This is a genomic window from Streptomyces mayteni (assembly GCF_054783955.1).
In genome coordinates this window covers 38,520-61,215 of record NZ_BAAGPR010000040.1, presented here as the reverse complement: position 1 = coordinate 61,215, position 22,696 = coordinate 38,520, and the positions used below count along the sequence as shown (strand labels likewise).

23 protein-coding genes and 1 pseudogene are annotated in these 22,696 nt (G+C 73.1%); 13 read left to right on the top strand and 11 right to left on the bottom strand.

Going from position 1 to position 22,696, the window contains the following annotated elements; all coding sequences use genetic code 11:
- Positions 1-122: 122 nt before the first annotated feature.
- Positions 123-1,211, bottom strand: a complete 1,089-nt coding sequence (locus ACYVPE_RS19190) for a tartrate dehydrogenase (RefSeq protein ID WP_461034862.1) — start codon at positions 1,209-1,211, stop codon at positions 123-125.
- Positions 1,212-1,299: 88 nt separating this feature from the next.
- Entirely contained in the window at positions 1,300-2,187 is an 888-nt protein-coding gene (locus ACYVPE_RS19185) for a LysR family transcriptional regulator (RefSeq protein WP_461034861.1), read from the bottom strand.
- A gap of 149 nt (positions 2,188-2,336) precedes the next feature.
- On the opposite strand from ACYVPE_RS19185, the gene ACYVPE_RS19180 reads away from it, so the two are divergent.
- Positions 2,337-2,714 carry a hypothetical protein gene (locus ACYVPE_RS19180; RefSeq protein ID WP_461034860.1) on the top strand — a complete coding sequence of 126 codons (378 nt, stop codon included), beginning with the start codon at positions 2,337-2,339 and terminating at the stop codon, positions 2,712-2,714.
- A 15-nt stretch (positions 2,715-2,729) separates the two neighbouring features.
- Here ACYVPE_RS19180 and ACYVPE_RS19175 read toward each other — a convergent pair whose 3' ends face one another.
- A complete protein-coding gene (locus ACYVPE_RS19175; protein ID WP_461034859.1) occupies positions 2,730-3,458 on the bottom strand; it encodes a maleate cis-trans isomerase family protein in 729 nt (242 codons plus the stop codon).
- A gap of 287 nt (positions 3,459-3,745) precedes the next feature.
- Positions 3,746-4,600 (bottom strand): annotated as a pseudogene (locus ACYVPE_RS19170) (maleate cis-trans isomerase family protein); the annotation flags it as partial.
- 217 nt (positions 4,601-4,817) lie between these two features.
- Here ACYVPE_RS19170 and ACYVPE_RS19165 point away from each other — a divergent pair.
- Complete coding sequence (locus ACYVPE_RS19165) at positions 4,818-5,828, top strand: D-2-hydroxyacid dehydrogenase (protein WP_461034858.1); 1,011 nt, start codon at positions 4,818-4,820, stop codon at positions 5,826-5,828.
- Entirely contained in the window at positions 5,825-7,258 is a 1,434-nt protein-coding gene (locus tag ACYVPE_RS19160) for an amidase (protein WP_461034857.1), read from the top strand. The genes ACYVPE_RS19165 and ACYVPE_RS19160 overlap by 4 nt, the downstream gene beginning before the upstream one ends.
- Positions 7,259-7,276: 18 nt before the next feature.
- On the opposite strand, the gene ACYVPE_RS19155 is transcribed toward ACYVPE_RS19160, so the two are convergent.
- Positions 7,277-7,798 (bottom strand): DUF3830 family protein, encoded by a 522-nt coding sequence (locus ACYVPE_RS19155; RefSeq protein ID WP_461034856.1) that lies wholly within the window; start codon positions 7,796-7,798, stop codon positions 7,277-7,279.
- 74 nt (positions 7,799-7,872) lie between these two features.
- Here ACYVPE_RS19155 and ACYVPE_RS19150 point away from each other — a divergent pair, with 74 nt between their 5' ends.
- Together ACYVPE_RS19150 and ACYVPE_RS19145 are read left to right on the top strand one after the other, a co-directional pair.
- On the top strand, positions 7,873-8,295 hold the full coding sequence (locus ACYVPE_RS19150; RefSeq protein ID WP_461034855.1) for a DUF6157 family protein: 423 nt from the start codon (positions 7,873-7,875) through the stop codon (positions 8,293-8,295).
- Between the two features lie 156 nt (positions 8,296-8,451).
- On the top strand, positions 8,452-10,842 hold the full coding sequence (locus ACYVPE_RS19145; RefSeq protein WP_461034854.1) for an ATP-binding cassette domain-containing protein: 2,391 nt from the start codon (positions 8,452-8,454) through the stop codon (positions 10,840-10,842).
- On the opposite strand, the gene ACYVPE_RS19140 is transcribed toward ACYVPE_RS19145, so the two are convergent.
- Positions 10,827-11,303 (bottom strand): hypothetical protein, encoded by a 477-nt coding sequence (locus ACYVPE_RS19140; protein ID WP_461034853.1) that lies wholly within the window; start codon positions 11,301-11,303, stop codon positions 10,827-10,829. The two genes, ACYVPE_RS19145 and ACYVPE_RS19140, sit on opposite strands and share 16 nt — an antisense overlap.
- Positions 11,304-11,447: 144 nt before the next feature.
- Here ACYVPE_RS19140 and ACYVPE_RS19135 point away from each other — a divergent pair, with 144 nt between their 5' ends.
- The 6 genes from ACYVPE_RS19135 to ACYVPE_RS19110 all read left to right on the top strand — a co-directional run bounded on the left by ACYVPE_RS19135 (position 11,448) and on the right by ACYVPE_RS19110 (position 15,962).
- Positions 11,448-11,870, top strand: a complete 423-nt coding sequence (locus ACYVPE_RS19135; protein WP_461034852.1) for an SRPBCC family protein — start codon at positions 11,448-11,450, stop codon at positions 11,868-11,870.
- Between the two features lie 38 nt (positions 11,871-11,908).
- Positions 11,909-12,823: an ectoine/hydroxyectoine ABC transporter substrate-binding protein EhuB gene (gene ehuB, locus ACYVPE_RS19130; protein ID WP_461034851.1), complete on the top strand. Its 915-nt coding sequence runs from the start codon at positions 11,909-11,911 to the stop codon at positions 12,821-12,823.
- Entirely contained in the window at positions 12,820-13,581 is a 762-nt protein-coding gene (ehuC, locus tag ACYVPE_RS19125) for an ectoine/hydroxyectoine ABC transporter permease subunit EhuC (protein WP_461034850.1), read from the top strand. Before ehuB ends, ehuC begins: the two co-directional genes overlap by 4 nt.
- Positions 13,578-14,237, top strand: a complete 660-nt coding sequence (gene ehuD, locus ACYVPE_RS19120) for an ectoine/hydroxyectoine ABC transporter permease subunit EhuD (RefSeq protein WP_461034849.1) — start codon at positions 13,578-13,580, stop codon at positions 14,235-14,237. Before ehuC ends, ehuD begins: the two co-directional genes overlap by 4 nt.
- A gap of 82 nt (positions 14,238-14,319) precedes the next feature.
- On the top strand, positions 14,320-15,075 hold the full coding sequence (ehuA, locus tag ACYVPE_RS19115; protein WP_461034865.1) for an ectoine/hydroxyectoine ABC transporter ATP-binding protein EhuA: 756 nt from the start codon (positions 14,320-14,322) through the stop codon (positions 15,073-15,075).
- A 128-nt stretch (positions 15,076-15,203) separates the two neighbouring features.
- Entirely contained in the window at positions 15,204-15,962 is a 759-nt protein-coding gene (locus ACYVPE_RS19110) for an IclR family transcriptional regulator (RefSeq protein ID WP_461034848.1), read from the top strand.
- A gap of 63 nt (positions 15,963-16,025) precedes the next feature.
- Here the strand turns inward: ACYVPE_RS19110 and ACYVPE_RS19105 are convergent, their stop codons facing one another.
- From ACYVPE_RS19105 to ACYVPE_RS19090, 4 genes are all read right to left on the bottom strand, one after another.
- The gene (locus ACYVPE_RS19105; protein ID WP_461034847.1) at positions 16,026-16,505 is read right to left on the bottom strand and encodes a hypothetical protein; all 480 of its coding nucleotides are present in this window, start codon (positions 16,503-16,505) and stop codon (positions 16,026-16,028) included.
- Positions 16,506-16,639: 134 nt separating this feature from the next.
- Positions 16,640-18,973 carry a polysaccharide lyase 8 family protein gene (locus tag ACYVPE_RS19100; RefSeq protein ID WP_461034846.1) on the bottom strand — a complete coding sequence of 778 codons (2,334 nt, stop codon included), beginning with the start codon at positions 18,971-18,973 and terminating at the stop codon, positions 16,640-16,642.
- Between the two features lie 29 nt (positions 18,974-19,002).
- On the bottom strand, positions 19,003-19,323 hold the full coding sequence (locus ACYVPE_RS19095) for an antibiotic biosynthesis monooxygenase family protein (RefSeq protein WP_132820062.1): 321 nt from the start codon (positions 19,321-19,323) through the stop codon (positions 19,003-19,005).
- An 81-nt stretch (positions 19,324-19,404) separates the two neighbouring features.
- Positions 19,405-19,833, bottom strand: a complete 429-nt coding sequence (locus ACYVPE_RS19090; protein ID WP_132820063.1) for an OsmC family protein — start codon at positions 19,831-19,833, stop codon at positions 19,405-19,407.
- Between the two features lie 132 nt (positions 19,834-19,965).
- Here ACYVPE_RS19090 and ACYVPE_RS19085 point away from each other — a divergent pair, with 132 nt between their 5' ends.
- Entirely contained in the window at positions 19,966-20,727 is a 762-nt protein-coding gene (locus tag ACYVPE_RS19085) for a hypothetical protein (protein ID WP_461034845.1), read from the top strand.
- Here the strand turns inward: ACYVPE_RS19085 and ACYVPE_RS19080 are convergent.
- Positions 20,690-21,361: an SDR family NAD(P)-dependent oxidoreductase gene (locus ACYVPE_RS19080; protein ID WP_461034844.1), complete on the bottom strand. Its 672-nt coding sequence runs from the start codon at positions 21,359-21,361 to the stop codon at positions 20,690-20,692. The two genes, ACYVPE_RS19085 and ACYVPE_RS19080, sit on opposite strands and share 38 nt — an antisense overlap.
- Before the next feature lie 361 nt (positions 21,362-21,722).
- Here ACYVPE_RS19080 and ACYVPE_RS19075 point away from each other — a divergent pair, with 361 nt between their 5' ends.
- Complete coding sequence (locus ACYVPE_RS19075; RefSeq protein WP_461034843.1) at positions 21,723-22,670, top strand: sterol desaturase family protein; 948 nt, start codon at positions 21,723-21,725, stop codon at positions 22,668-22,670.
- Positions 22,671-22,696 lie beyond the last annotated feature (26 nt).

Sequence of the window (22,696 nt, the reverse complement as noted above, 5' to 3'; positions counted from 1 at the left end):
GCGCGAAGCGCGGCGCGGCGGGCCGCCGCGGGGGTGGCGAAGCCGCGGAAGGGCGCCGCAGGCAGCGGTCGGGGCGCGGCCGTGGGTGTGCCAGCCGCGCCGGGCCCGGGCGCGGGGTCGGGTCAGGGCAGGGCCGTGATGATGGCCTGGGTGGTGGCTGCCGTGGTGGCCGTGCCGCCGAGGTCTCGGGGGAGGGTGCCGGTGCGGGTGGTGGTGTGGATGGCTTGGTGGAGGCGGGCGGCCTCGTCGGGGAGGCCGAGGTGGTCGAGCATCAGGGCCGCGCTGCCGATCGCGCCGATGGGGTTGGCGAGGCCGCGGCCGGCGATGTCGGGGGCGGAGCCGTGGACGGGTTCGAACATGCTGGGGAAGCGCCGTTCGGGGTTGAGGTTGGCGCTGGAGGCCAGGCCGAGGCTGCCGGCCAGGGCGCTGCCGAGGTCGGAGAGGATGTCGGCGTTGAGGTTGGAGGCCACCACGACCGACAGGTCCTGCGGGCGGAGGACGAACCTCGCGGCCATCGCGTCGACCAGCACGCTCTCGGTCTCGACGTCCGGGTAGTCGGCGGCGACGCGGCGGAAGACGTCGTCCCACAGCACCATGCCGTACTGGAGGGCGTTGCTCTTCGTCACGCTGGAGACCTTGCGGCGGGTCCGTGTCCTGGCCAGGTCGAAGGCGAAGCGGATGATCCGTTCGCAGCCGACCTCGGTGAACAGCGCCGACTGGACGGCGACTTCGCCGCCCCGGCCGCGGGCGGCGAGGTTGCGGCCGCCGAGACCCGCGTACTCGCCCTCGCTGTTCTCGCGGACCACGACCCAGTCCAGGTCGTGCTCGTCGGCGCTCCGCAGCGGGCTCCGCACGCCCGGCAGGAAGTGGACGGGGCGGACGTTGGCCCACTGGTCGAAGCTCTGGCAGATCCGCAGCCTGAGCCCCCAGAGGCTGACGTGGTCGGGGACGGTCGGCCAGCCGACCGCGCCGAAGTAGATCGCGTCGAACTCGCGCAGCCGTTCCAGGCCGTCCTCGGCCATCATCAGGCCGGTGCGGGCGTGGTGGTCGCAGCCCCAGTCGAACTCCTCCCAGGCGAAGGCGAACCGGCCGCCGGAGCCGGCGGCCAGGGCGTCGAGGACCTCGCGGCCGGCGGCGACGACCTCGGCGCCGACGCCGTCGCCCGGGATGGCGGCGATGCGGAACACGGAGGGGACCTGGGCGGGGGGCATGGCGGCTCCCGAGGGTTCGGTTCGCTGGCGGGAGTTCGAGTGCACCGCGTCGAACCCGGCGCCGTCCAAGACGTGTTGCCGATCGGGGTCATAGGTCGGGACGATGGGACGCGGCGACGCGCAGGAACGCGTCGGCCGCCGGCGTCAGGTGGGTTGGGCGGGCGACCAGCGCCACCCGCAGGCGCGCCGTGCCGGCGATCGGCGCCGCGACCGCGCCGCAGCGGCGGGCCAGCGGGATCCACGCCGAGGGCAGCACCGCGACCCCGACGCCGGCCAGGACCAGCGGCAGGATGGACGTCCGGTGGTCGACGACCGCGGCGACCCGGGTGTCGGCGACGCTGGCGAGGATGTCGTCCACGATGCTCCGCATCAGGCTGCCGGGCCGCGAGGCGATCAGCGCCCGGCCGGCGAGCCGCGCCGGCTCGACCTCGACGCCGTCCTCGAAGGGGCCGTCCGGCGGCGCGACCACCGCGAACGGCTGCTCGGCCAGCTCCAGCACCGTGAGGCCGGGCGCGTGGACCCGGGTGGCCGAGCCGAGCAGCCCCACCTCGCAGGCGCCGTCCCGCACCAGGGCCAGCACCTCGTCCGGGGTGAAGGCGGCCCTGGCGCTGACCGTGAGGCCCGGGTGCCGCGCGGCGAAGGCCCGCACCAGGGTGGTCAGCGGCTCGATGCCGGGCGACGGCATGGTGGCGATCTCGACGGTGCCGCGGCGCCGGCCGCGCAGCGCGGCCGCGGTGTCGCGGACGGCCGCCAGATCGCGCAGCACCTGCCGGCTGGGGCCGAGCAGTTCGGCGCCGGCGGCGCTGAGGACCGCGCCGCGGCCGACCCGGTGGAAGAGCGCCACGCCGAGTTCGGCCTCCAGGTTGGCCATCGACTGGGAGAGCGAGGGCTGCGCCACGTGCAGCGCGGCGGCGGCCCGGCTGAAACCCCCGTGTTCGACGATGGCCAGGAAGTACTCCAACTGCCGTGCGTCCACGCCACCTCCGGTTGCGGTCGACGATGGCCGGCCGCCGTGGTGAATCCCGTCACAGTGGTCAGGTTCACGACGAGAAACGCGTGGTGGAGCGCGGCGGCTTGTCGCCAAACCCTGTACTCCGTGTGATGATTTGGCCATACTTCGCAGCCATGACGATCACTGTTGAGAACATCACACTTGCTCAGCTCAAGGAACTTCTCCAGGACGAGGACACCCCCGTCGTGCACCGCGCGCTCTGGGCGCTGCTGTGGGAGAGCGAGGTCCGGGTGCACGATCTGCTGTCGCTCGAGGTGACGGATGTCGGCCTCGGTGAGCGGGAGTTGAGAACCGTCGCCGCCCAGTTCAGCGAGCGGGCCGGGGCGTTGCTCGCGGAGCTGGTCGGCGACCGGGAGACCGGCCCGCTGTTCGCGGTCGGGGAGCGGGCGTTGACGTGGGAGGAGGCCGTCAGGGCGGCCGGGGACCGGGAGATCGCGATCCACGCGTTCCGCACCGGCGGCAAGAGCCACCGGCGCGGACTGGCCGGCTAGCAGCCCGGGGTGGGGTCAGCCGGCGAAGAGTGAGCCCATCGCCGGACAGGGTGCGGCCGTGTGGGCGAGCAGCCGCAGCCCCTCCCAGGCGGTGACCTGGTTGGCGGTGAGCACCGGCTTGCCGAGCGCCGCCTCGAGTTCGGGGAGCCAGGCCGCCGTGTGCAGCGCGGTGTCCGGCAGCAGCACGGCCTCGGCCTCCGGATGGTCGCCGGCTCGGGCGAGCCGCAGCACCTCGTCGCGGCCCCAGGTGCCCACCTCGGCGGCCGTGATGATGCCGCTGCCCCGCATCGCCACCACCTCGATGCCTGCGGCGCGCAGGAAGTCGACGAAGAGCGTGGCCACGTCCGTCGGGTAGGTGGCCGCGACCGCCACCCGCCGCAGGCCGAGCGCCGCCGCGGCGCGGGCGAAGGCGAACGAGGTGCTGGACGCCGGCCGGTCCACTGAGGCGCCCAGGCGGCGCACCTGATCCCCGGCGCCTTCCCAGCCGTAGACGAAGCTGGCGCTGGTGCAGGCCCAGACCACGGCCTCGGCTCCGGCGCCGGTCAGCTCGCCGACCACGGCCGTCAGCCGGTCGACCGAGCCCATCTCGAGCAGCGCGTCCACCCGGTGCGCGTCGGTGCCGATGTCGGTGTGCACCAGGGGCAGCGCGACGTCGTCGCCGGCCGCGTTGAGCAGCGACGCCATCCGCGGGAAGTCGTCCTCCGCGGAGTACCCGGGGTAGAGGAAACCGACCGTGGTCGTCATGCGCGGGCTCACCTCTCCTCTTCGGACGCGCCGGACTGGCCCGACGCGCCGGGCGGCAGGCCGAGGCCGCCTTCCACCTCGGGCAGCAGGTCGCCGTCCGACGGCCCGGCCGAGGCCACGGCGGCCGCCAGCGGCGGCCCGGGCCGCGGCCCGGGCCCCGGAATCAGGGGCAGCTCGGCGGCGGTCAGCCGCTCGGGCAGCAGCGAGCCCTCACCGACTGGCACTCGCGGCTCACCGCCGGCAACGGTCGGCTCAACGGCCGCCAGCGGCGGCTCCGGCAGGAACGCCAGCTCCGGGACCAACGACGGCCCGGCCGCGGTCAGCGACACCTCGGCGCCCGGCACCGGAGACTCACCGGCCAGCGCGCCGCCGGCGCCCGGCGCCGCGGGGCCGCGTCGCGCGGACGGGTCGAGCAGCGCCTGGTAGGGGCCGACGGCGTCCCGGCCGATGGCCCGCAGCGCCGCCCAGATGGTCACCTGGTTGGCGGAGATCACCGGCATCCGCAGCTCGGCCTCCAGCTGCGGGATCACGTCGTAGGTCGGCAGGTTGGTGCAGCTGATGAAGAGCGCGTCGGGCGTCGGGCCCGGGCCGGCCACCGCCTGCCGCGCCATGTCGACCACGTCGCGGTACGGCACCCGCCAGATCTCCCGGGTCAGCCCCAGGTAGCTGCGCCCCGAGACCTCGATCCCGGCCTCCCGCAGATAGTCCTCGAGGGCGTCCGTGACCGACCTGGTGTACGGCGTGACCACCGCCACCCGCCGCGCGCCGAGCTCGCCCAGGGCGTCGAGCAGCGCGCCCGAGGTGGTCAGCGCCGGGATCTCGCCGGCCCGCGTCATCTCGGTCGTCATGGCCCGCTCGCCCGCCACCCCGCCGACGAAGCTGCCCGAGGTGCAGGCGTAGGTCACGATCTGGGGACTGACGGCGCTCAGCGCGCGCACGGCCTCGGCCAGCGTCTCGTGCTCGCTGACCATCCTGGCCAGGTGCAGGCTGACCTCGACCGGGACGAACGGCGTCCGCGTGACGTGCAGCGACACGTCGTCGGGCACCCAGCGCCACAGCTCGCGATCGAGCGCGAAGTCGAAGGGCGCGACGACGCCGACGCCGCGCTGCGGCTGCGGCCCGCCGAGGAAGGAGAGCTCCATGTTGGGCATGTCAGACATGTCGGACCCCGATCGTGAGAGCGGAGACGAGGGGCCGTCGGCTGGCCCTCGGACCGATGAGTGGAAATCATGGGCCTGGAAGCGCGGAAGGGACTGGATGTACGTGCCCTCGTCCACGAAGGTAGGTCCCGACCCGGTCGCGGTCAATCCTGGCCCTCTTCAATGAAACACCCACTCGTTTCGAAACGGTTTCCCCGCCATGTCCCAGCTTCGTGTCCTGGTCCTCGACGCCGACCCACTTCCCCGCCTCGACCGGCTAGCGGGCCGGGCCGAGGTACTGCACTCCGACGAGAACTCGCTGGTCGAACGCCTGCCGTCGGCCGACGTGCTGCTGGTGTGGGACTTCACATCGGACGCCGTCCGGCACGCCTGGCCGGGCCCGGGCCCCCGCCCTTCCTGGGTGCACACGGCCAGCGCCGGCGTCGACCGGCTGCTCTTCCCCGAGCTGCTGGCGTCCGACGCCGTGATCACCAACGCCCGTGGGGTCTTCGACGGCCCGATCGCCGAGTACGTGGCCGGCCTCGTGCTGTCCATGGCCAAGGACTTCCGGGTCGGCTGGGAGCTCCAGCACGAGCGGCGCTGGCTGCACCGGGAGACCGAGAAGGTGGCCGGCGGCCGGGCCGTGGTCGTCGGCTCGGGACCGATCGGGCGGCGGATCGGCGACACGCTGCGGGCGCTCGGCCTCCATGTGACGCTGGTCGGCCGCCGGGCCAGGGGCGAGGTGCGGGCGGCCGACGAGCTGCCGGGGCTGCTCGGCCTCGCCGACTGGGTGGTCTGCGCGGCGCCGCTGACCCCGGAGACCACCGGCCTGTTCGACGCGGCCACCTTCGCCCGGATGAAGCCGACGGCACGTTTCGTCAACGTCGGCCGTGGTCAGCATGTGGTGGAGCGCGACCTGGTCGCCGCGCTGCGCGCCGGCACGCTGGCCGGGGCCGCGCTCGACGTGTTCGAGAACGAGCCGTTGCCGGCCGACAGCCCGCTCTGGGACGTGCCGGGGCTCGTCGTGTCGCCCCATATGAGCGGCGACACCTTCGGCTGGCGGAACGACCTCGGCGAGCAGTTTCTCGACAACTTCGACCGCTGGTACGCGGGCGAGCCGCTGTTCAACGTCGTCGACAAGGAGCTGGGCTACGTGCCCTCCGAGCCCGCGTCGGGGCGCACGCCGGAGCACGCGCCGCCGCCCGCGTCGGACCCCCCGGAGGAAACGTGACCGACCTCACCGCCCTGACCACCTTCACCGCCACCCAGCTGACCAGCGCCTACGCCGCCGGCGAGGTGTCCCCGGTCGCGGTGGCCGACGCGGTGCTCGACCGCGCCGAGGCGGTCCAGCGGGCCGTGAACGCGTTCGTGTTCGTCGACCGCGAGGGCGCGCTCGACGACGCGCGCGCCTCCGCCGAGCGCTGGCAGCGCGGGGCGCCGGCCGGTCCGCTCGACGGGGTGCCGGTGACGGTCAAGGACATCCTGTTCCAGCGCGGCCACCCCACGCTGCGCGGCTCGGCCGCGGTCTCGGCCGCCGGCCCCTGGGACGAGGACGCGCCGGCCGTGGCCAGGCTCCGCGAGTCGGGCGCGGTCTTCGTCGGCAAGACCACGACCCCCGAGTTCGGCTGGAAGGGCGTGACGGACTCCCCGGTCTGGGGCGCCACCGGCAACCCTTACGACCCGGCCCGCACCGCCGGCGGGTCGAGCGGCGGCGGCGCGGCCGCCGTGGCGCTGGGCGCCGGGCCGCTGAGCCTGGGCACGGACGGCGGCGGCTCGGTCCGGATCCCGGCCGCGTTCTGCGGGATCTTCGCGCTCAAGCCGACCTACGGGCGGGTGCCGCTCTATCCGGCCAGCGCCTTCGGCACCCTGGCGCACGTCGGCCCGATGACCCGCGACGCGGCGGACGCGGCGCTGCTGCTCGACGTGATCGCCCGCCCCGACTCCCGCGACTGGTCGGCCCTCGACCCGGTCAAGCACAGCTACCGCAACGCGCTGGCCGGCGGCGCGGCCCGGCTGCGCGGGCTGCGCGTCGCCTACTCCCCCGACCTCGGCTTCGGCGTCCCGGTCGCCCCCGAGGTGGCGGCCGCTGTCCGGCGGGCCGTCGACAAGCTCGCGGAGCTGGGCGCCCAGGTCACCGAGGTCGACCCGCCGCTGCCGCCGCTCGACCGGCTGCGCGAGGCGTTCCACGTGCTGTGGTTCAGCGGCGCGGCCCGGGTCACCGAGCCGTTCGACGCGGAGCAGCGGGCCCTGCTCGACCCCGGGCTGCGGGAGATCTGCGCGGCGGGCGCCGGCTACAGCGCGCTCGACTACCTGGCGGCGGTCGACGTGCGGATGGCGGCCGGGCGGCTGATGGGCGGCTTCCACGAGTCGTACGACCTGCTGGTGACCCCGACGATCCCGATCACCGCGTTCGAGAACGGCGTGGAGGTGCCGGCCGGCTCCGGGCTCACGCGGTGGACGGAGTGGACGCCGTTCACCTACCCGTTCAACCTGACCCAGCAGCCCGCCGCGTCCCTGCCGTGCGGCGTGGACGGCGACGGGCTGCCGATCGGGCTCCAGCTGGTGGCCGCCAGGCACGCCGACGGCACGGTGCTGCGGGCCTCGCACGCGCTCTACGAGGCCGGCGTGGCCGGCGTCCCGCTGCCGCCGGCCGCCCCGTAGCCACCCGCGCTAGGCGCGCTAGGCGCGCCGGAAGGTGAGCGTCTCGCCGAGCGCGCCGGCGCGCCACAGGTCCTGGCAGGCGTCGGCCATCCGGTCGAGGCCCTCGGTGATCGTCCCCCACACGATCCCCGGCACCCAGCCGGCGTCCCCGTTGATCAGCAGGTTGTTCCGCTCGTAGAACAGGGCGAGGTCGACGACGGTGGCCCGGCCGCGGTGGCTGGCGTCCTGCTCGTAGCCGTAGGAGGCGGTGGCGAGCTGCGTGTCCGAGAAGGTGAAGTAGCACAGGTCGCCGGGGATCGGCGTGATCGTCGGGTTCTCCAGCGGTGGTTCGCGGGGCGCGAAGGGCTCCACGAGGGCGTAGATCTCGTTCCGCGCGTACTTGGCGTGGTAGACGTCGCCGCCCAGCGGCAGCGCGTTCCAGATCGCCTCGCAGGTGATCGGCGCGCGGTCGCCGAGCAGCCGGGCGGTGCAGCTGACGCCGCGCTTGTCGAGCGAGACGGTGATGTACCGCTCGGGGGTGGGGGACTCTGACTCGGACATGTGGGGCCTGCCTCTCGTCGCTGGTCGTCGCTCGCGAGTGCCTACCCAGGATGCCGTCAGGCACCATGGCGGACATGGACGTGAACTACCTCGACACGCTGATCGCGGTCGCCGACGACTGCCCGGTCGAGGTGGCCACGGTCCCCGCGACGCGGGGCGCGAAGCCCACGGTCGCGACCATCCAGTACGAGCTGATCGCGGGCGCGCCCGGCGAGCTCACCCAGGAGGACGTCATCTTCGAGACCTGGCTGAGCCGCCAGGACCGGCCGCGGCCGGCGGCCGCCGAGCGCGCCGCGCTGCGCGCCGGGCTCTTCGCCAGGCCACAGGCGTGCCTGCGGTCCTCGCCGCTGCCGAAACGCTTCGGCTGGGGGCTGCTCTGCGACGGCGAGGGACGGGTCACGCTCTGCCCGATGGAGTCCGACACCTACCGCCGGGTCATGGCCGGCGAGGTGCCGGGCGTCACGGTCCGCAGGGCGCTGCGCTCGCGCCGGGCCTGAGGGGCGTGGGCCGTCGGGCGGATCCGGTCAGGATCGGAGAAGCGTCGGCCGAGGGCCGGTGGCTAGGGTGAGCCGGTAGGAGAACCGTACGAATTGCCCGAGATCGTTGCCCGAGGATCGTCCGGGCAGGCGGCCCCGCCCGACACTGGAGACCCGATGAGCAAGGCCCCCCGCACCGAGACGCCGTCGCCCGCGCCGCACGCCGCCGACAGCCACGACCTGATCCGGGTGCACGGCGCGCGCGAGAACAACCTCAAGGACGTGAGCGTCGCACTCCCGAAGCGCCGGCTCACGGTGTTCACCGGCGTCTCGGGCTCGGGCAAGAGCTCCCTGGTGTTCGGCACGGTCGCCGCCGAGTCGCAGCGGATGATCAACGAGACGTACAGCGCCTTCGTGCAGGGCTTCATGCCGACGCTGGCGCGCCCCGAGGTCGACGTCCTCGACGGGCTGACCACCGCGATCATCGTGGACCAGCAGCGGATGGGCGCCGACCCCCGCTCCACGGTCGGCACCGCCACCGACGCCAACGCGATGCTGCGGATCCTCTTCAGCCGGCTCGGCGAGCCGCACATCGGGCCGCCCAGCGCGTACTCGTTCAACACCGCCTCGGTCCGGGCGAGCGGCGCGATCACGGTGGAGCGGGGCGCCAGGAAGGCGGTGAAGGCCACCTTCTCCCGCACCGGCGGCATGTGCCCGCGGTGCGAGGGGCGTGGCACCGTCTCGGACATCGACCTCACCCAGCTCTACGACGACTCCAAGTCGCTCGCCGAGGGCGCGTTCACCATCCCGGGCTGGAAGTCGGACAGCTTCTTCACCGTGCGGGTCTACGCCGAGTCCGGCCTCCTCGACCCGCACAAGCCGATCCGCGAGTTCACCGAGCGTGAGCTGCGGGACTTCCTCCACCACGAGCCGGTCAAGGTGAAGGTCGAGGGCGTGAACCTCACCTACGAGGGCCTGATCCCCAAGATCCAGAAGTCGTTCCTGTCCAAGGACAAGGAGGCGATGCAGCCGCACATCAGGGCCTTCGTGGAGCGGGCGGTCACCTTCACCGCCTGCCCCGAGTGCGAGGGCACCAGGCTCAGCGAGGCCGCCAGGTCGTCGAAGATCGCCGGGCTCAGCATCGCCGACGCCTGCGCGACGCAGATCAGCGACCTGGCCGCCTGGGTCGGCGGCCTCGACGAGCCCGCCGTCGCGCCGCTGCTCGCCGCGCTGCGCCACACCCTCGACTCCTTCGTGGAGATCGGCCTCGGCTACCTCAGCCTCGACCGGCCGGCCGGCACGCTCTCCGGCGGCGAGGCGCAGCGCGTCAAGATGATCCGGCACCTGGGCTCCTCGCTCACCGACGTCACGTACGTCTTCGACGAGCCGACCACCGGCCTGCACCCGCACGACGTCCAGCGGATGAACGGGCTGCTGCTGCGGCTGCGAGACAAGGGCAACACGGTGCTGGTGGTGGAGCACAAGCCGGAGGTCATCGCCATCGCCGACCACGTCGTCGACCTCGGCCCCGGCGCCGGCGCGGCGGGCGGCTCCGTCTGCTTCGAGGGCACCGTCGCGGGGCTGCGGGCCTCCGACACCGTGACCGGCCGGCACCTGGACGACCGGACCACGCTCAGGGAGTCGGTGCGGAAGCCCACCGGCGCCCTGGAGATCCGCGGCGCGACCGCCCACAACCTGCGGGACGTCGACGTCGACGTCCCGCTCGGCGTGCTCACCGTCGTCACCGGGGTCGCGGGATCGGGCAAGAGCTCGCTGGTGCACGGCTCGATCCCGAGCCGGGAGGGTGTGGTGGCGATCGACCAGAGCCCGATCCGCGGTTCGCGGCGCAGCAACCCGGCCACCTACACCGGGCTGCTCGACCCGATCCGCAAGGCGTTCGCCAAGGCCAACGGCGTCAAGCCCGCGCTGTTCAGCGCCAACTCCGAGGGCGCCTGCCCGAACTGCAACGGCGCCGGCGTCGTCTACACCGACCTGGCGATGATGGCCGGCGTCGCCACCCCGTGCGAGGAGTGCGAGGGGAAGCGGTTCCAGCCGGCGGTGCTCGACTACCACCTGGGCGGCCGCGACATCAGCGAGGTGCTGGCGATGTCGGTGACCGAGGCCCTGGAGTTCTTCGGCGCCGGCGAGGCGAGCACCCCGGCCGCGCACCGCGTCCTGGCCCGGCTCGCCGACGTCGGGCTCGGCTACCTCACCCTCGGCCAGCCGCTCACCACGCTCTCCGGGGGCGAGCGGCAGCGGCTCAAGCTGGCCACGCACCTGGGCGAGAAGGGCGGCGTCTACGTGCTCGACGAGCCGACCGCCGGCCTGCACCTGGCCGACGTGGAGCAGCTGCTCGGCCTGCTCGACCGGCTGGTGGACGCCGGCAAGTCGGTCATCGTGGTGGAGCACCACCAGGCGGTGATGGCGCACGCCGACTGGATCATCGACCTCGGTCCCGGCGCCGGCCACGACGGCGGCCGGATCGTCTTCGAGGGCACCCCGGCCGACCTGGTCGCGGCCCGCACCACCCTCACGGGACAGCACCTGGCGGCCTACGTCGGGGCCTGACGCCGCGCTGGTGACTCACTGCCCGGCAGCCGTCCGGCGACGACGGCGAGCGGTACGGAGATCGACCCGAGGATCAGGGTCGCCCAGTTCATCCCCGCGAGGGCGGGCTCGCTCGGGTAGCTGGTGCCGTCCTCGCGGACGCAGTCGAAACGCAGCGGCAGGTAGGACGACTCGTGGTGGGAGAGTCCCTCACGCACGGCCGGCTCGAAGCCGTCCCGGCAGGCCGGGGCCGGTATCGAGTCCGCGCCGTTCCCGAACTCGCTCTCGGACAACGAGACATGGCCGAACCCCAGGGAGTAGACGGAGACGGCCGCGTGGGCCGTCAGCCACGTCGCGCGGCGGGCCAGGTACCTCGGCCAGGGCTGTGGCCGGCCGGGAAACGCCAGGGCGACGACCCCCACCGCGGCGACCAACGCGCCGGCGGCGGAGAGCAGGAACAGGGCAAGCGCCAGGAGCCACACGCGCGCCTTCTCTCGGTCGACGGAGCGTCAGGAGCGTGATTCCACCAGCCTCGGGCGGCCCGCGATGTGACGGGAGCCACGTCATCCGTCACGGCGTTGCCGCAGAACCGTCGCGGAGCAGGGCGGCGCTGGCATCATGGCCGCATGACTGCACATTCCAGACATGTCGCCCACCCTGTCGCCCGCCCCGCCGGCGACGTCTACGCCTTCGCCTCCCAGCCGGCCAACCTGCCCCGGTGGGCCCACGGGCTCGGCTCCACCGCCGAGGAGGTGGGCGAGGGCGAGTGGTACCTCGACTCCCCCATGGGGCGGGTGCGGGTGACGTTCACGCCGAACAACGAGTACGGCGTGCTCGACCACGACGTGACGCTGCCGTCCGGGCAGACGGTGCACAACCCGATGCGGGTGATCGCCGACGGCCACGACGCCTGCGAGGTGGTGTTCACGCTGCGCAGGCCGGCGGGAGCGAGCGACGCGGAGTTCGAGCGGGACGCGGACCTGGTGGCGGCGGATCTGGCCCGGCTCGCGGAGCTCATGGAGCGACGGGCCGACAACGGCGACGAATAGTGCGCATGGATCCGCCGAGGATGGGTAGCCGCGCGGCCATGGCTCCACCGAGAGAATTTCCACGACCAATTCAGAGATATCCGGAGACGAAAGGCGTCAGCCGTCGGGCCCTGCTGGCCGGGATGGCGGCTTTCGGCGCGCTCGGCGCCGCCGGCTGCTCACGGGTCGCCGCGCAGGGAAAGGTGGAAGGCGGCGATCTCCTGGACCGGCTGCGCGACAGCGGTTCCGTGAAGATCGGTATCGCCAGCGAGCCACCGTTCGGCTATATCGACGACCAGGGCGAGCCCACCGGCGAGGCGCCGGAGGTCGCCAAGGTCATCTTCCGACGGCTCGGCGTGGAGAATGTCACCCCCGTTCCCGTGGAATTCAGCGCGCTGATTCCGGGGCTCAAGGCCCAACAGTTCGACGTGGTCTCCGCCGGGATGTACATCAACCCCGACCGGTGCGCCCAGGTCCTGTTCTCCGACCCCGACTACGTGATGCTCGACTCGTTCATCGTGCCCGCGGGCAACCCGAACGGGCTGCGCGACTACGACGACGTCGCCGAGCAGGGTCTGGTGCTGGCCACCGGCCAGGCGTACGCCGAGATCGACTACGCGGAGGCCGCCGGCGTACGGGACATCCTGATCCTCCCCGACCAGGTGGCCGGGCTCGACGCGGTGGTGCAGGGCCGCGCCGACGCGTTCGCCGGGACCAATGTGACGGTCCAGGGGGTCGTCGAGGGCAACAGCCGGGTCGAGGCCAACGAGCCGTTCCAGCCCATGATGGACGGCGAGCCGGCCTATGGCGCCGGCGGCTTCGCCTTCCGCCCCTCCGAGAAGAATTTCCGCGACGCGTTCAACGAGGAACTGCTGGCGATCCGGGAGAGCGGAGAGCTGCTCGAGATCGTGGCGCCCTTCGGCTTCACCGAGGCGGAGATGACCGATCTCACGGCAGAGGAGTTGTGCCGATGATGACGGAGGGAATGTTCACCAACTACTTCCTGCCGGGAATCTGGATCACCATTCAGGTCACCGTGTTCAGCGCGGCACTCGGCGTCGTCGTGGCGTTTCTCATCGGCACGCTGCGCACCTCACGCCTCTGGATAGTCCGCTTTCTCGCCGGTTGCTACTTCGAGATCTTCCGTGGCATGTCGGCGCTGATCCTGATGTTCTGGCTGGTGTTCGCGCTGCCGCTGCTGCTCGGCTGGCAGCTGGTCCCGATGTGGGCGGGCGTGCTCGCGCTCGGGCTCACCTACGGCGCGTACGGCGCCGAGGTGGTGCGCGGCGCCCTGGCGGCCGTACCGGTGGCTCAGCGCGAGGCGGGGGTCGCGTTGGGCTTCACCCGGGGGCAGCGGCTGCGGCGGATCGAGATCCCGCAGGCCTGGCCCGGGATGGTGCCGCCGTTCTGCAACCTGCTGATCGAGCTGCTCAAGGGCACCGCGCTGGTGTCCACGATCACGGTCGGCGACATGCTCTTCGCCGGCAACCTGGTGCGGATCGGCAGCAACGAGAGCGCGCCGATCTACACGCTGCTGCTGGCGCTCTACTTCGTGATGGCCTTCGTCATCACCCGCGGCATGCGGGTGGTCGAGCGGCACGCCAAGGCCGGAGTCGGGGAGCAGGTCGAGCGCCGCCACCTGTTCTCGCGCCGCCAGCCACCGCCGCCACGCCGTGGCGGCCCCGGGGGCCACGAGGCGCTGCCGGCCGGCGGAACGGTGGGTGTGCGATGAGCTTCGACTGGGACTGGGAAGTCGTCAGCGACTTCATGCCGCTGTTCTGGGAAGGCGTCGCGCTCACGCTGCGCGCGCTGCTCTTCGGCAGCCTGATCGCGTTCGGGCTCGGCCTGGTCTGGGCCCTGGCGATGCGTTCCGCCTACGCGTGGGTGCGGTGGCCGGTGACGGCGTTCACCGAGTTCGTCCGCAACACCCCGCTGCTGGTGCAGCTCTTCTTCCTGTACTACGTGCTGCCCGAGTGGGGCCCCTCGATGTCGGCGCTCACCACCGGGATCGTGGGCCTCGGCCTGCACTACTCGACGTACACCGCCGAGGTCTACCGGGCCGGCATCGACGGGGTCCCCGCCGGTCAGTGGGAGGCGGCGACGGCCCTGAGCCTGCCGCGCGCCCGCACCTGGCTGGCCGTGATCCTGCCGCAGGCCATCCGCCGGGTGGTACCGGCGCTCGGCAACTACGTCATCGCGATGCTGAAGGACTCCCCCATGATCGCCGTCATCGGGGCGCTCGACATGTTCGGAGAGGCCCGGAACTTCAGCAACGAGACCTTCACCACCGAGGCGTACACGATCGTCGGCCTCGCCTTCCTCGTGATCGCCTATCCGGCCTCTCTGCTGATCAGATTCCTGGAGCGTCGTCTTGTCCTCACCAGCTGACCCCCCGAAGCAGAACCCCCCGACCAACGAAAGTCCGACCGACGACACGCAGACGAACGGCACCCGGGCCAACGGCTCGGAGCTGGTCCGCTTCGACAAGGTCACCAAGCGGTTCGGCGGGACCACCGTCCTCGACCAGCTCGACTTCTCGGTGTCCACCGGCAAGCACGTGACGTTGATCGGCCCGTCCGGATCGGGCAAGACCACGATCCTGCGGCTGCTGATGACCCTGGTGCGGCCCGACGAGGGCACCATCCGGGTCGACGGCGACTACCTCACCCACGAGGAGCGCGGCGGCCAGCTGGTCAAGGCCGGCGACCGGCACGTGCGGGAGGTGCGGAAGAAGATCGGCATGGTCTTCCAGCACTTCAACCTGTTCCCCAACATGAAGGTGCTGCGGAACGTCACCGAGGCACCCGTGCACGTGCTCGGTCTCGGCAAGGACGAGGCCGAGCAGCGGGCCCGGGAGCTGATCGAACTCGTCGGGCTCACCGAACAGTTGGACAAGTACCCGAGCCAGCTCTCCGGCGGTCAGCAGCAACGCGTCGCCATCGCGCGGGCGTTGGCGATGCGGCCACAGGTGCTGCTGCTCGACGAGGTGACGTCGGCGCTCGACCCGGAGCTGGTGGCCGGCGTGTTGGACGTGCTGCGGGACATCGCGACCAGCACGGACATCACCATGCTGGTGGTGACGCACGAGATGAACTTCGCCCGGGACATCTCGGACGCCGTGTTGATGTTCGACCAGGGGCGGATCGTGGAGTCGGGATCGCCGGACAAGATCTTCAGCGACCCGGAACACGACCGCACCCGCGAGTTCCTGAGCACCGTATTGTAAGCGCCGTTGGCCGCTGAGCCACCGATCCGGCACGCGGAGCGACGAACGGCGTCATTGGGCGCAACTGATGGCCCGTTCGTCGCTACGCTTGTACGAGCGAATACGGGGAGGACTGGCAGGAGGTCGATGTGGCGATCACGTCCGGGCGCACCGTTCCCTCGCACGCGGTGCGGTTCGCGCTGCGTCTGCTCGAGACGGTGGCCGACCATCCAGACGGCCTCACGGAGGAGCGGCTGTCGCAGCGCGCCGGCCTGCCGGCCGGTCAGTCGGCGACCCTGCTCCCCGGTCTGGTGCGGCAGGGCTACCTGCGGCAGCTGCCGGACGGCACGTTCGTCGTCGGCGACGCGCTGCTCGCGCTGACCGCGGGCCCCGACCGGCAGCAGGTGCGGCGCGAGCGCCTGCAACAGGCGTTGGACGCGTTGCGGGACACGGTGGGCGCGGCGGTCTATCTGGCGCGCTACACGGACGGCGAGTTGGAGGTGGCCCAGGTCTCGGAGACGCCGCAACTGCCGGTGGTCAACGAGTGGGTCGACTTCCGCTCGGCGGCGCACGCCACCGCGATCGGCAAGTGCCTGCTGAGCCAACTCGACCACGACGGGCGGCAGGACCACCTCTCGCGCCACCGGGCGGCGCGGCTCACCTCGCGCACCATCACCGACCAGCGCACCCTGCTGAGCGCGTTGGACCGGCAGCCGGCCACCATGCCGATCCTGGACATCCAGGAGTACGCGGTCGGCACCATCTGCGCGGCCGTCCCGCTCACGGCGGGCGCCGCCGTCGGCTGCCTGGCCCTGTCCCTCCCCGTCGGCGAGGCGCACCGACTCCGCGGCGCGGCCGAGGCCCTCAACCGCCAGGCGGCGCCGACGCTGTTGTCCCTGACGCTGTAGGCGAGGCCGAGACCCGGCGGAACTCCAGGCGGCCGCCGGCGAGGAGGCCGGTCCCGGGAAGGGTCAGCGCCACGCGGGGTCGCGCCGCGCGGCCAGCCGGCCGGAGAGCGCCGTCATCCGGTCCCGGCCGACGGCGAGCGCCGCGGCGGTCAGCACCAGGACGAGCGCCGTCACGGTGATCAGCCCGAGGTCGGGGTCGCCGCCGTGGGCCGTGCCGTCCGTCAGGACGCACTCGGAGCGGAGCGGCAGGTAGGAGGAGCGGTAGTGCGAGATCTCGGCGGGGTCGAGGTGGGTCGGGCAGGCCGCCACGGCGCTGCCGTGGTCGTGCTCGACGGACGCGACGTCGAAGACGCCCACCGAGTAGACGAACAGGGCCGTCATGGCGGTCAACCAGGCGAGGCGCCGCCTGAGATACCTCGCCCTGGGGCGGGGATGGCGGGGGTACGCCGTCGCGACGAGCGCCACGGAGGCGATCAACCCGCCGAGCGCGCCGATCAGCAGGCCGCCCACCGCGCCCGTCAACCACAGACCATGCCAACTCACCCGGTCATCCCCCTCCACTGCCGTCGACGGTCGGCTCAGCGAACCATCTCACGCCGTTTCTACCGGAGTTCGGCCACGTCCGCCCCCTCGTGGGCGGGCGGTTGGTCGGTCACCACCTGGAGCAGGGGGAGGTGTTATCCGGGGCGGCCGGCCGTGAGCGTGGCGGTCAGGGTGGCGCCGTGTCGGCCGCTGGTCTCGGCCAGCAGTCGGACGGTGGCGCCGTCGGGGTCGAGGACGGTGAGGCCGGCGTCCGCGTGCCGCACCGTGTGGCGGCCCCGCGCCGCCACCGCCAGCCGCACCACAGGCGCCGACCGCGACGGGTCGGAGACGGCGATCCGCAACGTGCAGGCGGCCGGGTCCTCGTGGAGCAGCACCGCGCAGGGCGCGTCGGCCGTGACGCCGCCGGCCGTGCCGGCCGCGAAGAACGCCACCGCCGTGAGGCGGCCGGCCCGGAACGCGTGCGCGTCGCGGTCGAGCCGCAGCACCTCGACGCCGGGGGCGGCGGCCCTGGCGGCGGTCTCCTCCGAGGTGGCGCCGGGCAGCAGCAGATGGGCGTGCCAGGCATCGTCGGGGTCCACGCCGTGGTCCTGCCAGAGGGTGACGAAGCGGCGGGTGATCGGCGTCGTCGGCCCGCCCGTGCGGATCTCGCTCCAGGCGCCGACCCGGTCCTCGCGCAGGCTGCGCAACTCCCCCGCACCGCGCGGGAAGACGTAGCCGCCGACGCCTTCGAGGTGCGCCCAGCCGGCCGCCTCGTCCACCGTCAACGCGCCGTCGGTCCTACGCTGTTCGACGACGGTCTCGATCCGGCGCCCGCCGTCGGCGCTGATCCCGGAGCCGGCCGTCAGCACCCCGTCGGGGAGGAACAGCCAGCTCCGGCGCGCCCGCAACGGCGAGTCGACGCCCCGGAGGTCCATGCCGGCGAGCGCCAGCTCCCCGTCCAGCACCACCTCGCCCGACCAACAGGTGCCGGACAGCGGCACGTTGTCGTTGTCGCCGCCCGCGCCGACCGGCAGTGGGGTGGTGTCGACGGTCACCCCTGGCGGGCGCTTGGCGTCGCACGTCGGCCAGTAGGCGTCGGTGAAGTGGAACGGGTCGTCGTCGAGGGCCAGTTGGTGCATGCCGTCCCCGGTGTGCCAGCCGCGGGCGTTCTCGCCGTTCATGTACTCGTAGCGGGCCACCCGGTCGGAGTTGAGCGACAGGCAGTACGTCCAGCCGGGGCGACGGTGGACGAAGCGCTCCATGTCCGGGTAGCCGAAGTGGCCGAGCGGGGCGGGGAGCGGGGCGATCGCCGGGTCGTCGAGGACGGACGCCGCGGCCGCGATCTGGGCCGGCTGCCGGGCGGCGAGCGGGCGCCAGCCGTTCTCCGCCAGCCAGGACCTGGCGGTGGCGCGCAGCCGGCCGGCGGCCGCCGCCTCACCGGCCGGCAGTGCGTCGGCCAGCGTCACCAGGTCGACGGCCAGCTTGAATCCGTCGTCGGCGTCGGTGGCGGTGTCGCGGGAGATCGCCCGGCCGCGCACCGCGTCGAGCATCGCGCCGCGGTGCGTGAACGGCGCGAACGTGCGGTCGATCGCCTCGGTGGTGAGCCGTCGTTCGGCCGGGCCGACGTCCCAGGCGGTGCCGACGAGCAGCCGCATCAGCTCGGCCATCCCCTTGACCAGCACCTCGCCGTAGGTGCCGGGATAGGCGACCCAGGTGTGCATCAGGAACGAGCCGTCGGGGTGGAATCCGTCGCCCACCGGCACCGGGTCGAGGACGCCGACCAGCGCGGCGGCGGCCAGCGCGAGCCGCTCCTCGCTGGCGCCCAGCGCGCCGCGCACCGCCACCACCCGGCACAGGTCGACCCGGTTGGCGCCGGTGGAGACCAACTCACCGCGCAGCATGCGGCGCGGGTCGGGCACGAAGTGGTCGACGGCGGCGAGGATGCCGGCCCTCGTCTCCTCGGGGACGGCGGGGCCGAGCAGGGTCAGCGCGTCGGTGATGTGGCGGGGCGCGCCGATCTCCCAGTCCCACCAGTTGCCGTACTGGGCCTGGCCCGCGTGGTAGCGGGCCGTCCACCACAGCCGGCAGCCGGCGGCCACCCGGGCGGCGGCCGCCTGGTCGCCGTACAGCGAGCCGCCCTCGGTGGCGCAGGCGACGGCGATGGCGCGCAGCCGGGACGCGGCGGTGGTGACGTTGGCGGAGCGCGCCGGATCCTCGGTCAGCGGGAGGTCGGGCCAGGGCGTCGGGGCGTCCCGGTCGGTGACCAGGGTGGCCAACTGCCGGGCCGCGGCGCGGTCCTGGGCGGCGACCGCCGACGCGTACGCGTCGGCGTGCGGGCCGCTCGGCGCGCCGGGCCCGAGCAGGACGCGCCGCCAGCGGTCGCGTAACTCGCCGAAGATGTCGGCGGCGGGTGCGGGGTGCGCCGCGACGGGCAGCGCGAGCCCGGCGGCCGCGGCGAGGCCGCCGCCCAGTACGGTTCGCCTTCTCACCCCCGGGGTCTACCCGGAGTGTGGGGCGGTCAGCCTTCCGCGCGGGGGCGCGGCGCGGCGTGCTGCACCACCTCGAACGACCAGAGGGTGGCGCCGGAGGCCGCCGGGCGGCCACCGCCCTGGTGCGCCTGCCGCATCTCGCCGTTCATCCAGTTCCGGAAGTCCTCCTCGCTGCGCCAGCGGGTGTAGACCAGGTACTGGTCCGTCCCCTCCACCGGCCGCAACAGCTCGAACCACTCGAACCCGTCCTGGCTCTCCACCATCCCGGCGCGGGACGAGAAACGCTGTTCCAGCACCTCCCGCTGCTCCTCGGGCACCGTCAACACGTTGATCTTCACGACGCTTGGCACAGAGACCTCTCAGCGGAAGGGGAGGGAGAGCGGCCCCCGGCGGGCGTGCCGGGGGCCGTGGATTCGCCGTAACGGGGCGGATCAGTCGAGGAGTTCGGCCTCGAGCGTGATGGTGGTGCCGGCCAGGGCCTTGCTCACCGGGCAGTTGGCCTTGGCGCCCTCGGCGGCGGTCTGGAAGTCCTCGGCGGACAGCCCGGGCACCCTGGCCTGGACCTTCAGCACGATGCCGGTGATCCCCTCGCCCGGCTGGAAGGTGACGCTGGCCTGGGTCCGCACCGACTCCGGCGGGGTGCCGGCGCCGGCGAGGCCGTGCGAGAGCGCCATCGAGAAGCAGGACGAGTGGGCCGCCGCGATCAGCTCCTCGGGGCTGGTGCGGCCGTTGGGGTCCTCGGCCCTGGACGCCCAGGTGACGTCGAACTTCCCCACTCCCGAGGAGTCGAGGGAGACGTTGCCGGCGCCCTGAAGCAGGGAGCCCTCCCAGTTCGTCGTCGCGATACGTGTGGTTGCCATGTCGCTCCTCCTGGCGGAACCGGATCAACGGGTCACCTGCGGGTGGTACGGGTACACGCTATCGCCGCCCCGGACGTCACGGTGGTCCCGGTGGCCTCCGACACCCGGGCCGGGATCTTGTAGGGTCCCGGCATGTTCACGGTCGAGCGGCGAGACGAGGTACGGTCCCGGCTCCTCGCCAGGGCCAGGGCGGACGCCGACGTCTCGGCGGCGGCGTTGACGGGTTCCGCGGCGCGTGGGGTCGAGGACCGGTGGTCCGACGTCGACCTGCTGCTCGGCGTGGCGCCCGGCCGGGTGGTGGCCGAAGTGGTGGCCGCCTGGAGCGAGTTCGTCTACGCCGAGTTCGGCGCGCTGCACCACTTCGACCTGCGCTCCGGCGCGGCCGTCTACCGCGCCTTCCTGCTCGACGACGGTCTCGAGGTCGACCTCGGGTTCACGCCGGTCGGCGAGTTCGGGCAGGTCGGCGACGGCGGCTTCCGGCCGGTGTTCGGCGAGGCCGTCGAGCCGCGCCGGTCGACGACGGACGCGGCACACCTGGTCGGCTACGCCTGGCACCACGTGCTGCACGCCAGGACCGCCATCGAGCGCGGCCGGCCCTGGCTGGCCGAGTACTGGATCAGCGGGGTGCGCGACCAGGTGTTGGCGCTCGCCTGCCTGCGGCTCGGCCTGCCGACCGCCTACGCCAAGGGCGCCGACGGGCTGCCGGCCGAACTCACCGGACCGCTGGCCGGCGGGTTGGTGCGGGGCCTGGACGCGGCCGAGCTGTGGCGCGCCCTGGGCGCCGTCACCGGGGCGCTCGTCGACGAACTGCTGGCCACGGAACCGGCGTCGGCGGAGCGGTTGGCCGGGCTGCTGGTCAGTCTCGGGACGCGGCCGGCCGGGGGCCGTGGGTGACCTCGCGCCGCCAGTCGGCGGGCGGCTCGGCGTGCAGCCGCCAGTAGTGCTCGGCGATGTCGTCTGGGTCGAAGTCGGTGCCGGGCGCGACCGGGCCGGCCACGGTGACCGTGGCCACGTGGACGCCGGCCGGCCCGAACTCCTCGGCGAGTAGCGCGACCAGGGCGCGCACGCCGGCCTTGCCGAGCGACAGGCTGGTGTAGGCCGGCCTGGGCTCCGGCATGCCGCCGGTGACGAGGAAGGTGCCGTGGCCGCGCCGCGCCATGGCCGGCAGCAGGTGCCCGGCGGCGGTGAGCGCGCCGACGACGTTGACCGCGTAGGCGTCGAGTTGGGCGCGTGCCGAGAGTTCGCCGGGCGCGTCCGGGCGGATGAGCGCCGCGTTGTACACCACGACCTCCGGGGTGCCGAGGAGGTCGACCGCTGCGTCGAGTGCGGCTCGCAACCCGGCCTCGTCGGCGGCGCCGGCGGTCAGCAGCACGGCGCGCGCGCCCGCCTCCGCGCCGGCCGCCGCCGTGGCGCGCCCCGTCGCCTCGGACCTGGCGAGCACGGCGACCGGCAGCCCCTCGCGAGCGAACCGGCGGGCGACCGAGCGGCCGATCCCCGGTCCCGCGCCGATCACTACCGCTCCTGACATGGCTGTCTCCCTTGCGACGGAGAGCTGTGGAGGTGACGGCTGGTGAGCCTAGGTCCTCACACCGGTGTCAGGGTCAACCCCCGACCGGTGGACACCCCGGATGGCCGTTCGACACTCGGCCGACACTCCCCCTCCGTATCCACACATCCGGAAGCCGAGCCGCCGGGGTGCGTCGTGGACAACGGGGGGCGCGCGAAATACCGATTGCCACCCCCTACAACCTGATACGCCCCCCTCCCGTCATTGCTCGGCGTATTTGATCAAATCCATACTGTTGATGATCTTCCCAAGCGTCGTCCGCGTAGGGGTCGCGGACCGGCGCACGGTCACTCGACGAGAAGCAGGTACAGAGGGGTGGGAAATGGACCTCAGGTCCCCGATCGAGGGTGAAGCTTCACCACCACCTTCACAACTGCCTTCACAACCGGCGTCACCACACGCCGCACCACCGGTCATACCCGGCACGCCGCCGTGGGCGCCCGCGCTCCGGCAGCTCGCGTACCCGATCCTGCTGGGCTCCGTCGTCGGCGTCGGCACGCTCGGCATCAGCCAGGACTGGCCGTTGGAGCCGGTCGGCATGGTGCTCCCCATGGGCGTGCTGATCTATCTCGGCCTACTCGAACAGCTGATCCCCTACGAGCGCTCCTGGCATCCGAGCCGGCGCGAATGGCGCTTGTACGGCGCCTACTACCTGCTGACGGGGCTCGGCGCCCTCGTCGCGCAGGCCCTCGTGCTCACCGTGGTGGGCGCCGTCGCGACGCCCGAGCCGGCGCTGCCGCTCGGCGCCGAGATCCCGTTCGCGCTGCTGCTCGGCTCGCTCGCCAACTACCTGGTGCACCGGTTCGCCCACACCAACCGACACCTGTGGCGCCTGCACGGCGTGCACCACGCGCCCGACAAGGTCAACGTCGGGAACAACGGCGTCAACAACGTCCTCGACGTCGTGCTCACCCAGGGGTTCACGCTGCTCTCGCTGGCCCTGGTGGGCTTCTCCGAGGAGTCCGTGTTCGCCGTCGGCCTGTTCACCGTCGCCCAGGGCTACTTCACGCACGCCAACGTCGACGTGCGTCTCGGCTGGCTCAACCATGTCGTCTCCTCCCCCGAACAGCACCGGCTGCACCACAGCACCGACCTGTCGGAGGCCGGTCACTTCGCGGCCGACCTCTCCGTCTGGGACCGGGTGTTCGGCACCTTCACCTGGCACCCCGGGCGCCGCCCGGCCGCGGTCGGCCTGGCCGACCCCGGTTCCTTCCCGTCCACCGGGGCCGTCCTCACCAGCACCTTCCTGCCCTGGCGCCGCGCAGCGTAGCGCCGCGCGGGGACGGCGGGGCGCGG